Raw genomic sequence first — 12,295 nt, forward strand, 5'->3', positions numbered from 1 at the left:
ACCTATCCCGTTGTAACTTTGTAATCCACTCCATACTCTTTACTCATCACTTCTTACTCATTACGAATCAACATAAATTATATAACTTTGTCTTTTTACAACATGCTTCACAAAACGCAAGGAATCGCTCTCAAGACCACCAACTATGCAGACAATAGTATTGTCGTTCATATTTTCACCGAAACATTTGGCATGCAGTCCTATCTCATAAACGGGGCGAGAAAACCTAAAGCACGCATTTCAGCAAACCTCTTTCAACCTTTACATCTCTTGGATCTTGTTGTATATTATAAGGAGACTAACGGGTTACAGCGCATCAAAGAAGTACGCCCACGCCCGGTATTGAAAGAAATACCTATGGACATCACCAAGGGCTCGATAGCTCTGTTTCTGAACGAAATACTATACAAAGTCCTTCGTCACCAATCACCGGATGCCTTTCTTTTTAATTTCATACAACAATCAATTATATGGTTGGATGAAACAGATCAACGTCTAGCAAATTTTCATTTGATTTTCCTGATTAAGTTAAGTCGATTCCTCGGTTTTTTACCCTTGCACCATCATAACCAGAAATATCCGTACTTTAATCTCTTGGAAGGTGTATTTGGCAGTAGCCTTCCTGCGCACGGCCATGTGTTACATGAACCACATACATCGATTTTCCTCCAATTACTGCAAGTCCATTTCGAAGAATCATACCGTATCAAGATGAATAAGGATGACAGAAAGTATCTTGTAGAAAAAGTGTTGGAGTTTTATAGATTGCATACCGAAAACTTCGGCCAAGTAAATTCATTATACATCTTGGAAGAAATATTTAACTAAATATTTCTATGTAACATTTTTATTGTTATTTTTAAGACAGCAAAAACAAAACTTGTTTACTTATTTACTTCACTTAAAATTTACTGTTATGGACTGGTTTCTGAAAACATTAAAAGAAAACTACGCCAACTTCGACGGCCGGGCACGCAGAAAAGAATTCTGGATGTTCGTTTTATTTGTTTGGCTAATCTATGTTGCTCTTGGTATCGTAAGTGCTATACTTTCTTATATCAGCTCTATTTTGGGCGGGTTGGTATCCATTATTATGGGGCTTGTTTCTCTTGGATTACTCATTCCCAATCTAGCTGTGGGTGTACGTCGCCTTCACGATACTGGTTGTCCCACGTGGTACATTGTATTTGCCTTTATCCCTCTTGTCAACTTGTATTTCCTCTATCTGATGATCAAAGAAGGAGATAAAGGTCCAAATGAATTTGGCCCTGATCCGAAAGAAAGTGGCGAGGGTCCCAATCCATTTGGCAACTTCCCGCCGACACCAGGGAACAATCCATTTACGAACAATCCTAACGTATAATATAAAAAAGCCAGACCGAAAATGGAGTCTGGCTTTTTTATTGTAATTATAAATAAGAGCAAAAAAGAAGCTGTTTCCCTCTTCGGAAAACAGCCCTTTACAATAAATATATTTGAAATCTAAATTAGATAAGCTTTACATTTACCGCATTAAGACCTTTACGGCCTTGTTCTACTTCGTAAGATACGTGATCGTTCTCACGGACTTTGTCAACTAGTCCTGACACGTGAACAAAAATTTCACTCTCGCCGGAGTTAGGGATAATGAAACCGAAACCTTTGGTTTCATTAAAGAATTTTACTACGCCTTCTTGCATTATTGTATTGTATTATTATGTATTGTTTCTAAAGGTATAAATTAATTTTTAATGTCTCTTTATTTATTTTCAATTTTAAACGAAAAGCAGCTTGTACCGTCAAACAATACGCATGCAATTTTGTATTAGTAACAATAAAAACGAAGAAGATGAAAAATATAATCGGTTTAATTTTAGCAATCTGTATGGTATCTATGTCCAATGCACAAACGAATAATTTTGAATCCAGCAGAAGAGTCTCTACTAGAGGTTATGCTGAAAAAGAAGTAACTCCTGATATTGTTTATATTTCCATTTCATTAAGGGAATACTTTGTCGATGGAAATACCAAAAATAAAGTCAATATCGAAACATTGGAAAAGCAACTCTATGATGCCGCATTGGCTATTGGCGTTAAAAAAGAGGACTTCAACATCCAAAATATCTATAGCTATAATTACGACAGTTCAAAGAAAAAAGAAAACAAACAGCTACTACAAGCAAAACAATATCGGATCAAAGTTTCCAATCTAAACGGATTGAACAATATGTTGGATCAAGTGGATCCTAAAGGTATACAAAGTACTTCTATAAACGGTTACGATCACTCTCAAAAGCGTCAAATTGAGAAAGAGTTGAAAGTAGCAGCGGTACAGGATGCGCGTACTAATGCAGAGATCATCGCTACTGCAACCGGAGACAAAATAGGAAAGGTGCTCGCCATCAATGACAATAGCTCATTTGGCTGGAACGACATTTTGCCGACTCCGCGTATGTATGCCATGTCTGCAAAAGCAGAAGTAGGAGATGCTGCTTCGGCAGATGGTGGAAACCTCGACATCAACGTGCGCCCCATTAAGCTCACCTGTAACATCGATGGGATCTTCGAGTTATTATAGTTCTTTTTTTCCCGTAAAAAAAGAACCAAAACCGAGCGAAGCGAGCTCATGGACACCAAAACAAACACTTGTCCATAAAACCTCGCCGCTGTTTTTTTTTGAATCCTTATTGGATAGTACAAAAAAGAAATTTCTACATACTCAACAAAAAAATAGGCGGCATTTAAGGTTAAGGATAGTGAATACAATGCGTAAGCAGGAATGTTTTATATCCCAGCATGAAAAACAATCTTTCTTTTGAAACAGAAAAAAGAATACGAGAGCTAAGATGGGTGGAGCGCGTCTCCACCCTATTAGATAGCAAGTTCAAAGTCGCCGGTTTCCGTTTCGGACTTGACCCTCTATTAAACTTCTTTCCTGTTCTTGGGCAAACCATCACATTTGCAACATCCGTTTTGTTAGTTCTAGTTATGTTTCGAAACGGAGTAAGTTCTAAAGCAGCAACCAAAATGTTGTTAAATAGTATATTCGATGCTATTTTAGGCTCTATCCCTATTCTAGGAAATATCGTCGATTTCTTTTTTAAAGCCAATCAACGAAACGTTAAAATATTAAAGGAGCACTATAATGAAGGTAAACACGAGGGAAGCGCCAAAGGAATATTGACGGCGCTTTTTCTCATTTTGCTTTTACTATGCATCATACTTTTTTATCTTCTATGGCTCTTTGGTAAGTGGATAATGGAAATTTTTACGGGCTAATCCCTATTTTTGTATCCAATATGAGCAAAACAAGAATATTCGCTCTAAGTATGATTGTACTCATGCTTATCGCTTTCTTCAGTAACCCCAAACAAGAGCAACACGAAAAGATAGTAAGGGAAAAAGCCATAGTGCTTCTTAAACAACAAGCTGGAAAGCAAAATGAACAAATGGTAGATTTTGGTATTCAGCTTTTTGGAAATACGTTAATCGATCAATTCATGCAAAACCATGTAAAGGTCGAAAACTACTATCTTTTTTCCGTTACGAAAATACGTGTAGGCCACCAAGAAAACACGATCGGTGGAGGAGCATTCGGCACAATCTGGCTTAGTCCTAAAATAGACGAAAAAGCAGCCGAGATAGTCAAGATGATAAAAGAGGGACTATAAATGCTGGACATTCTATATGAAGATGAAGATTTAATCGCTATTAATAAACCACATGGATTATTAGTACATCGATCGTCTATTGCTGCGGATACCTCCAAATTTGCTTTACAACTTCTCCGAGATCAGATACAGCAAGCTGTATACCCTGCCCATCGTTTAGATCGCAAGACCGGTGGTATCCTGCTCTTCGCACGAAACAAGGAAATGGACTCGCTCACACAACAACTCTTTGCTAACAAAAATATAGCGAAAATATATTGGGCAATTGTACGAGGTTACACTGATGACCAAGGAACAATTGATTACCCCCTTCGTAAGGAAAACAATTCCTTACAAGATGCGATTACACACTACCGGACATTATCCCGAGCGGAGATTGATCTTCCTTTTGGTAAACACGCCACTTCTCGCTACTCATTATTGGAAGTTAGGCCAGAGACGGGTCGGATGCACCAAATCCGTAAGCACCTCGCCCATATTTTCCACCCTATTTTAGGTGATAGACCTCATGGCTGCAATAAGCAAAATAAGCTTTGGAAAGAGCAGTTTTCTATGGACACCATGATGCTCCATGCACAAAAATTATCCTTTAAACACCCGAGAACCCAGCAAGAAATTAATATTGAAGCACCTACACTTTCGGAATTTAGCCGTGTACGGCAAATTTTGGATTTATAAATATAAGGAAATAGAGTAAATCGTTCGCGTGAATTGAAAATAGCCGAATATCCAGACGGTAAATGGTCTTTTTTTGCCTATTTTTGAAAAAATTTAGATGATCATGATTAAAAACGTTGCGTTAGCCGAGCATCATATAGCGCTTGGTGCTAAAATGGTACCTTTTGCGGGGTTCAATATGCCCGTTCAATATTCAGGAATCAACGACGAGCATGAAACTGTTCGTACTGCTGTGGGTGTCTTTGATGTGAGCCACATGGGCGAATTTATCCTAAAAGGTGAAAAGGCGATGGACTTGATCCAAAAAATATCATCAAATGACGTTTCTAAATTGTACGATGGTAAGATACAGTACGCGTATATACCAAACGAGACAGGGGGTATTGTAGACGATTTTCTAACCTATCGCATTGATGAACAGACTTATTTATTAGTCGTGAACGCGTCGAATATAGAGAAAGACTGGAACTGGATCAGTAAATATAATACGTATGGTGTAGAAATGAAGGATATTTCGGATAAAACATCATTATTTGCAGTCCAAGGTCCGAAATCAGCCGAAGCCTTACAATCTCTAACTGATATTGAGTTGGCAGAGATGGAATATTATACTTTTAAAAAAGGTTCATTCGCGGGTGTAGACAACGTATTAGTGTCCGCTACGGGCTATACTGGTGCCGGCGGGTTTGAAATCTACGTGGCTAATGAAGACGCTAAGAAAGTATGGGACGCTATATTTGAAGTGGGCGCAGCATACGGCATTAAACCTATCGGCCTTGGCGCACGCGATACATTACGTTTAGAAATGGGTTTTTGCTTATACGGAAACGATATTGATGAGAATACTTCCCCATTCTCCGCAGGTCTAGGTTGGGTAACAAAATTTACCAGCGATTTTGTGAACAGTGAGAACTTAAAGGCTGAAAAAGAAAATGGCGTTTCTCAGAAATTGGTAGGATTTGAAATGCTTGAGCGTGGTATTCCGCGTCATGACTATGAAATTGTCGATACAGAAGGTAATAAAATCGGCCGCGTAACTTCCGGTACACAGTCCCCAACACTGAAGAAATCAATTGGCCTGGGCTATGTAGACAAAGCCTTTGCTAAAGAAGGAACAGAAATATATATATCGATCCGAAATCAATCAGTAAAAGCCGTCGTTAAAAAGCCTCCTTTTGTTAAATAAGAATATTATATTAAGTATAGAGACGCGTGCTGCGTCTCTATTTTTTTCTTTTCGGCTGCTGTTTTCCCTCCCGTACACTTCTTTTAACGACCTTCAACAAAACCAGCTTGAAGTATATCAATACGACCAATAAGGCTATGGATATAAATAAAAAAAGGTGATTTCCCGTCTGGAAAGACATGATGCCACTGTATACCAAAAATGCAATGGCGAGATTCAAAACTATATTTAAGATAAAATACTTCGTCATATTTATTTTTTAATGGGTTTTCCTATGACCTTTTCGCGCATAAAGAAAAAATAAGCTATCCCGGCTATGATGTTACCAAAGATGATAAAAATAATTAACAATATCCGCTCTGTATTGGTCAACTTTACCGAGAGCATAATTTCCCGTAAAACCAAAAGTATCCACACCAAGGACAGCAGCAACGCCATGCTTATCAAGATGTAAGCTAAAGAAAAGTTTAATACCCACAATATAAACGCCAGGATGTAAAACCCTAGGCTAAAATAAAATGCTTGCTGGGTTTGTTGGATGAGGTTCTTCATCCAACAAAAATACAGAATCTTTGATTATGGGAAAATTCCCAACTCTTCATAAGCCACTCCGATCTTATCGATAGCACAGATGAAAGCGGCCGTCCGCAAATCCTCTACCCCCTCTCTGTTTTTATAAATATCACGAATCTCACGATATGAACCTATCATCGTATCTTCCAGTCCGGAATGGACCAAATCAATTTCATCCGGTCCACGCAAAATTGTTTTACGCTCCAAATCAGACACACGCTTACCTGTGGTAGATTCGATAATGTCAATCAGCTCATTATACATATTTTCTTCGAAACGCTTTTCCAAACGCCCGTAACGCACATGGCTTAAATTTTTCAACCATTCAAAATAGGATACGGTAACACCTCCTGCATTTAGATAAATATCCGGAATTACCAAAATTCCCTTATTGTTTAAAATGACATCCGCCTCTGAGGTCAACGGTCCATTGGCCGCCTCTCCAACGATTTTTGCCTGTATCCGATCGGCATTATCTTTATGGATAACGCTTTCTAAAGCTGCCGGAATAAGGATGTCACAAGCTTGCTCCAATCCTTCTGCAGGGTTTGAAAAATTAATGGCCCCGGGATAATTAAGAATGCCTCCTGTTGTTTGTCGATGGGCTTGTACTTGGTCAACATCCAATCCATTTTCATCGTAAATTGCCCCATTATATTCGATTAAGCCCACGAGTTTGGCACCTGCCTCTTGAAAGTACTTTGCAGCATGGTAGCCCACATTTCCTAACCCTTGCACAATAACACGTTTACCAGCAATACCCGTAGTAAGTCCCAGCTTCTCCATATCATCTTGGAAGGAGCATGCCTCACGAACACCAAAGAATACACCTAAGCCTGTAGCCTCGGTCCGCCCGCGCACACCTCCTTGTGAAACGGGCTTTCCAGTCACACAAGCTTGTGCATCGATATTATTAGGATTAAGTGAAGAATAGGTATCTACAATCCAGCTCATTTCACGGGCCCCAGTACCATAATCCGGTGCTGGCACATCGATACCCGGCCCGATGAAGTTTTTCTTACACAGCTCCGATGTATAACGACGGGTTATCTTTTCTAACTCAAAAGCGGAATATTTACGTGAATCTATCTTTATCCCTCCCTTTCCTCCACCAAAAGGAACGTTTACAATAGCGCATTTATACGTCATTAAAGCCGCCAAAGCCATTACCTCTTCCTGGTCTACCTCCATACTGAACCGAATGCCCCCTTTACATGGAAGTTTATGATGCGAATGCTGTACCCGATAGGCTTCGATGACTTCAATACTGTCACCAATCTTAACAGGAAATTTTACCCGAAGTATAGAATTACAAGCTTTAATTTGGGCAAGAATACCCTGATCAAATCGTGTAAATTGAGCGGCTTTATCAAAATTCCGCTGAACACTTTCAAAGAAACTGTTGTTTGCTGTATTTGTCATCCCCATAACATTGCTTTTTATATATTTATGTTGGTTTTGCTTTACGCATTAAAATTAACAAACTTTAATCGAGTTAAGCACAAAATACACGTAGCAACAAATATTTATGTTTTTTTTGTTGAAATATGCTTTTTGTTTTCCTTTACATAAAAAACAGCAATGTCTGCTAAGAGTTTTGTTTAAAAAGCGAGAACTTTTTTTGAAAAAGAAAAAGGAAACAAATGTCTCCTTTTACACTTTATCAATATGAACGCTAATAAACATCCATTTCCGGATCAATTTCTTCTTTCCATGCCAAGATACCACCTGTCAAGTTAGCCAAATTATCGAACCCTTGTTGTTCTAGTAACATAACCGCCTGCGCACTACGTTTCCCGCTACGGCATTGAATAATAACCGGCTTATCTTTCGAGACCTTGTCCGACTCAATTACAATCCCTGCTAGTGGGATGTTTAAACCATTTAAATTTGAAACTTCATATTCAAACGGCTCACGTACGTCAATAAGTTGAAAATCCTCATTGCGATCGATCATTTCTTTCAGTTCCTGAACTGTAACTTCTTTCATATTTTTTTACTTTTATCAAACCTAAATAATTTCATTTTTATATGCAATTTAATTGCACATAATATAAAAATGCATGTGCTTTAGCTCTCCTTTGCCATATAATGCTATTTAATTAGAGGAAATATACTATTTTAGAAACACGTAATTGGAATCTATCCTTAATACAGCGCAAATTTTATACCCAATTACATTAATGTTATACTATGAAAGAAAACCTTTTACGATGGTCTTTTCCTCTTTTTCTACAACTTGCGGTGTGCACGTTTGTAACGGCGCAAGTCGTGGAAACAACGGATGTGGAACGTATTATCTCCACGCTGGCTGCCGACGATATGCGAGGAAGAGCAGCATTAAGCCCCGATATTGCACGCGCGGCAGATTTTATTGCAGAAGAATTCCGGCAAGCGCGTCTGCAGCCGTATGTCGAAGATAATTACCGCCAAACATTTGAGGTTACGAAGGTTTTTACGGAAAACGAATCCATCAAGATCAACGGAAAAGCATTAAATGTAGACGAATTTATCATATTGAACAGCAACCCCAACCTCTCTTGGAATCAAGATTCGGAAATAGAAGTCATGGAAATCCGCGCAGGAGACGATTTCTCTGAGCGCTTCCGTGACATCGTGCGGAATAATGCCAACCACAACATCGTTTGGGTAGATCCATCCTTTGCACCTATGCTGGCACGTTTCAAAAAAATATTTTCACGTGAAAACGTCATTCCAAAACAAGCAAGTGCAGCCGATGGTCCAAGTAAAGTGTTTGCCATCAAAAAAAAGAATATAAAAAGTTTTCAAGTAGACGCTAGCACCATACACGAGGATTTCCCATTGTTTAATGTTGCGGCTGTTATTCCCGGAAAATCTAAAGCAAACGAATTTGTAGTTTTCTCCGCACATTACGACCACATCGGTATCCTCGACCCAGTAGGAAAAGATTCCATCGCCAATGGGGCAGATGACGATGCTTCCGGCACGACTGCCATGATTGCATTGGCCAAACACTTCAAAAAGGAAGATATTAACGAGCGTACCTTGATTTTTGTTGCTTTTACTGCCGAAGAGATCGGTATGTTTGGTTCTAAATATTTCTCTAATAATATCGATGCTGATAAAGTGGTTGCCATGATCAATATCGAAATGATCGGCAAGGATTCAAAGTTCGGTCCGAATACCCTATATGTAACAGGATACCATCATTCCAATCTCGCAGAACTGATGCAAGAAAACCTAAAAGGAACGGCTTTTACCTTTCATCCAGATCCTTATCCCCAGCAAAACCTCTTTTATCGGAGTGATAATGCGGTATTAGCCGCTTTGGGAGTTCCGGCACATACCTTTTCTACTTCGCAAATTGATAAAGATGAATATTACCACACGGTAAAGGATGAGCTTTCGACATTAGATATCCGAAATATAAAATCCAGTATCGAAGCCATTGCTAAAGGTGTAGTTGGGATCATCACCGGAGAACAAACGCCGTCACGTGTGGAGAAGTTAACGGACTAGTTTCTGCATGACATAATCATCTAGGACGTAACCATAATAAGGTATATCCACTTCCTCTATAACTTGAAACCCTTGTTTGAGATAGAAGTAATATGCCTTGTTACCCCTGTTTACATTGAGTTCAACGACTGAAAAACCTCGTTCTTCTGCTTGATCTACCGCGAAATCAATTAACTGTTTACCTAACCCCAGTCCTTGGTTGTTTGCCAAAAGGTATAGTTTTTCTATTCGCAAAATATCTTCACTTTTCTTTTGAAGAGCAATAAAACCCAACGGCTGTGTCTCTTGTTGAAAAATAAGATAAAAATCTTGCCCATTTAACATAGATTGTTGAATGGCTTCAGGTCTATAATTTTTACGCAACATGAAATCTATTTGATCGCGACTTAAAATAGCTGTATACGTCGTATGGTATACTTCCGTCCCTAAATGATGGATTACCGCAGCTTCTTCCTTGCTTACTCTTCGAATAGTGTACATTTTAAATTTCTTCGCCTATACAAACATATTCATCCGAATTAAATTCCAGATAGATAAAACCGTCCTGTTCTGTTATAAATTCATTCCGATTTATATGCTTAATGCCAACCAATGATTTGAGGAGATTTTCTGGAACGAAAATACGAGCACCCGCTTCCTTCCATTTCTCGTAACGATGAAGAATATATACATATCGTATACCGTGAGACAAGACTACGATATTTATTAACCCACTATAGGATGCTAATATGTCATCCGACATATCGCAAACAATATTAACAGCTTTGTGGTTGTGCTGAATAAGGTAATCCAGGGCATCTGCTATAAATCCCTTTTTTATCGGAAAATTTCTGACCTGCTCTTGTTGGTATGCTCTTTCTTTCGTGCTGAATACTACATCCACTTTGATGTCTGCGGCTAAGAAGAAATCTACGGTATCATCGTTAGCTATTACCGTAGGACTCCACTCCAGAAGTTGCCCTATGTATTCTTCATCGAGCGCTTCATAAGATGCCACGATCAACGCTGGTTCTTGATTTTCCCTAATAATATGATGTGAGGACATTTTTATTTCTCGCCAAGTTGTCGCAACGTAATATACGACATCAACCCTATACTCACTTTCAGTGCATTTTCATCAATATCAAAGGTTGGCGTATGCACAGCTGATGAAATTCCAGCCGCTTTGTTTCCGGTTCCTAATCGATAAAAACAGGCGTTGGTTTCTTGCGAATAATAAGAGAAATCTTCGGCAGCCGGCCATATATCCAATTCAACGACGTTTTCTTCGCCGAGGTATTCCACAGCAAAAGCGCGGGACGACGTTGTTAATTTCTCCTCGTTAATTAGGAAAGGGTATCCTTTTCGAACTTCGAAATCACAAGTTGCACCCATACTATCCGCAATGCCTGTTGCCATCTTGACCATACGCTCATGGGCTTCCGCCCGCCATTCTTCGTCAAACGTACGGAACGTTCCCTCCAAATATACCTCATCAGGAATAACGTTGGTTGCGCCATTACCCACAATCTTGCCCCAAGACAAAACCGTCGGTACCCTTGGATCCGCATTCCGGCTGACTACCTGTTGAAGAGCGGTAATAATTTGCGCCGTAATGGCGATTGGATCTATATTTTGATGTGGGTGTGCACCATGTCCGCCCCTACCCTTTACGGTCATGAAAAGTTCATCACAAGATGCCATGTATTTTCCGGCGCGAAAGCCCACTTTGCCTGTTTCGATAAAGGGCATCACATGCTGCCCTATAATACCTGTAGGCTTGGGGTTTTCCAGCACACCTTCTTTAATCATAATGGACGCTCCGCCGGGTAGACGCTCTTCCCCGGGTTGAAAAATAAGTTTTATGATACCTCCAAACTCGCTTTTTAAAGATTGCAATATAGACGCAACACCTAGTAATGAAGAGGTATGCACGTCGTGCCCACAAGCGTGCATAACGCCAAAATTCTGTGAACCATAACTACGCCCTTCCACCTCCTGTATAGGGAGGGCATCCATATCCGCACGAAGAGCCAATACCTGTGTCGAAGTCTTCTCTCCATGAATCAGCCCGACCACTCCTGTATTTGCCATATCCTCATAAGGTATGCCTAAGCGCTCCAGTTGCTGTTTGACAAAAGCAGATGTCTCGTATTCTTCAAATGATAATTCAGGATGTTGGTGCAAATGGCGTCTAAACCCCACCGTTTCTTCAAAGAAGTCTTCGGCAAGCTGTTTTATCTTTTCTTTCAACATAGACATGATTTTTCTCCTTATTCGTACGCCCAAACGTCTTCGGTGAAGACGAAAACATTACTATACTGGGAACGTAGCTCCCGCATAAAATTTGTCGCTTCGGATCGACTTCTAAAATCGCCGACCTTGACTCTGTAATTTGGCTCGTCATAGGTTACATAACTTCCTATGTCTTTATAAGACGTCTGAAACCTAGATTGTACGGCATAAGCATCACTTCGGCTCGATCCAGAAAATATCTGTACACGAAACCCACGTACTTTTACCCGCTTACCACTTTTTTTATCGACTACTTTTGATCCCAAGCTGATCATACGGGCGGTAGTCGGATTGATACCGTTTTCTGCTCTGAATTCCTGCAACAGGTTAATCAAAGAATCCTTTTCCACTTCAACGATTCCCGATTGTGCCTTACTAATTTGTGCTAATCCAATGAGTATGAAACCAAATATCAATCCTTTATATAACATCT

Annotated in this window: 17 protein-coding genes; 8 read left to right on the plus strand and 9 right to left on the minus strand. The window is 39.6% G+C overall.

The window, feature by feature from the left end; translation table 11 throughout:
• Nucleotides 1-102: 102 nt before the first annotated feature.
• Entirely contained in the window at nt 103-828 is a 726-nt protein-coding gene (recO, locus tag H8B21_RS05595; protein WP_190312761.1) for a DNA repair protein RecO, read from the plus strand.
• A gap of 88 nt (nt 829-916) precedes the next feature.
• A complete protein-coding gene (locus H8B21_RS05600; protein WP_190312762.1) occupies nt 917-1,363 on the plus strand; it encodes a DUF805 domain-containing protein in 447 nt (148 codons plus the stop codon).
• A 124-nt stretch (nt 1,364-1,487) separates the two neighbouring features.
• On the opposite strand, the gene H8B21_RS05605 is transcribed toward H8B21_RS05600, so the two are convergent.
• A complete protein-coding gene (locus H8B21_RS05605; RefSeq protein WP_093364840.1) occupies nt 1,488-1,679 on the minus strand; it encodes a cold-shock protein in 192 nt (63 codons plus the stop codon).
• A gap of 149 nt (nt 1,680-1,828) precedes the next feature.
• On the opposite strand from H8B21_RS05605, the gene H8B21_RS05610 reads away from it, so the two are divergent.
• From H8B21_RS05610 to gcvT, 5 genes are all read left to right on the plus strand, one after another.
• A complete protein-coding gene (locus H8B21_RS05610) occupies nt 1,829-2,557 on the plus strand; it encodes an SIMPL domain-containing protein (RefSeq protein ID WP_190312763.1) in 729 nt (242 codons plus the stop codon).
• 218 nt (nt 2,558-2,775) lie between these two features.
• Nucleotides 2,776-3,258 carry a DUF4112 domain-containing protein gene (locus tag H8B21_RS05615; RefSeq protein ID WP_190312764.1) on the plus strand — a complete coding sequence of 161 codons (483 nt, stop codon included), beginning with the start codon at nt 2,776-2,778 and terminating at the stop codon, nt 3,256-3,258.
• Nucleotides 3,259-3,278: 20 nt separating this feature from the next.
• Entirely contained in the window at nt 3,279-3,650 is a 372-nt protein-coding gene (locus H8B21_RS05620; RefSeq protein WP_190312765.1) for a DUF4359 domain-containing protein, read from the plus strand.
• A complete protein-coding gene (locus H8B21_RS05625; protein WP_190312766.1) occupies nt 3,651-4,328 on the plus strand; it encodes a pseudouridine synthase in 678 nt (225 codons plus the stop codon).
• Between the two features lie 103 nt (nt 4,329-4,431).
• Nucleotides 4,432-5,514, plus strand: a complete 1,083-nt coding sequence (gcvT, locus tag H8B21_RS05630; RefSeq protein WP_223814850.1) for a glycine cleavage system aminomethyltransferase GcvT — start codon at nt 4,432-4,434, stop codon at nt 5,512-5,514.
• 37 nt (nt 5,515-5,551) lie between these two features.
• Here gcvT and H8B21_RS20870 read toward each other — a convergent pair whose 3' ends face one another.
• The 4 genes from H8B21_RS20870 to H8B21_RS05645 all read right to left on the minus strand — a co-directional run bounded on the left by H8B21_RS20870 (nt 5,552) and on the right by H8B21_RS05645 (nt 8,077).
• On the minus strand, nt 5,552-5,764 hold the full coding sequence (locus tag H8B21_RS20870) for a DUF6358 family protein (RefSeq protein WP_223814851.1): 213 nt from the start codon (nt 5,762-5,764) through the stop codon (nt 5,552-5,554).
• Between the two features lie 2 nt (nt 5,765-5,766).
• The gene (locus tag H8B21_RS05635) at nt 5,767-6,066 is read right to left on the minus strand and encodes a hypothetical protein (RefSeq protein ID WP_190312767.1); all 300 of its coding nucleotides are present in this window, start codon (nt 6,064-6,066) and stop codon (nt 5,767-5,769) included.
• A 24-nt stretch (nt 6,067-6,090) separates the two neighbouring features.
• On the minus strand, nt 6,091-7,509 hold the full coding sequence (locus H8B21_RS05640; protein ID WP_380906649.1) for a Glu/Leu/Phe/Val family dehydrogenase: 1,419 nt from the start codon (nt 7,507-7,509) through the stop codon (nt 6,091-6,093).
• A 253-nt stretch (nt 7,510-7,762) separates the two neighbouring features.
• Complete coding sequence (locus tag H8B21_RS05645; RefSeq protein WP_190312769.1) at nt 7,763-8,077, minus strand: rhodanese-like domain-containing protein; 315 nt, start codon at nt 8,075-8,077, stop codon at nt 7,763-7,765.
• Nucleotides 8,078-8,280: 203 nt separating this feature from the next.
• Between H8B21_RS05645 and H8B21_RS05650 the strand changes: the two genes are divergently transcribed.
• Nucleotides 8,281-9,588 (plus strand): M20/M25/M40 family metallo-hydrolase, encoded by a 1,308-nt coding sequence (locus H8B21_RS05650; RefSeq protein ID WP_190312770.1) that lies wholly within the window; start codon nt 8,281-8,283, stop codon nt 9,586-9,588.
• Here H8B21_RS05650 and H8B21_RS05655 read toward each other — a convergent pair.
• Genes H8B21_RS05655 through H8B21_RS05670 form a run of 4 tightly spaced genes read right to left on the minus strand, consistent with a single transcriptional unit; the run spans nt 9,577 to nt 12,293 of the window.
• On the minus strand, nt 9,577-10,068 hold the full coding sequence (locus tag H8B21_RS05655; protein ID WP_190312771.1) for a GNAT family N-acetyltransferase: 492 nt from the start codon (nt 10,066-10,068) through the stop codon (nt 9,577-9,579). The genes H8B21_RS05650 and H8B21_RS05655 overlap by 12 nt on opposite strands.
• 1 nt (nt 10,069) lies before the next feature.
• A complete protein-coding gene (locus tag H8B21_RS05660) occupies nt 10,070-10,633 on the minus strand; it encodes a thiamine diphosphokinase (protein ID WP_190312772.1) in 564 nt (187 codons plus the stop codon).
• 2 nt (nt 10,634-10,635) lie between these two features.
• Nucleotides 10,636-11,823 carry a M20 metallopeptidase family protein gene (locus tag H8B21_RS05665; protein ID WP_190312969.1) on the minus strand — a complete coding sequence of 396 codons (1,188 nt, stop codon included), beginning with the start codon at nt 11,821-11,823 and terminating at the stop codon, nt 10,636-10,638.
• A 17-nt stretch (nt 11,824-11,840) separates the two neighbouring features.
• Nucleotides 11,841-12,293 (minus strand): SPOR domain-containing protein, encoded by a 453-nt coding sequence (locus H8B21_RS05670; protein WP_190312773.1) that lies wholly within the window; start codon nt 12,291-12,293, stop codon nt 11,841-11,843.
• Between the last annotated feature and the right edge of the window lie 2 nt (nt 12,294-12,295).

Source organism: Sphingobacterium chuzhouense (assembly GCF_014692525.1).
Taxonomy (GTDB): Bacteria; Bacteroidota; Bacteroidia; order Sphingobacteriales; family Sphingobacteriaceae; genus Sphingobacterium; species Sphingobacterium chuzhouense.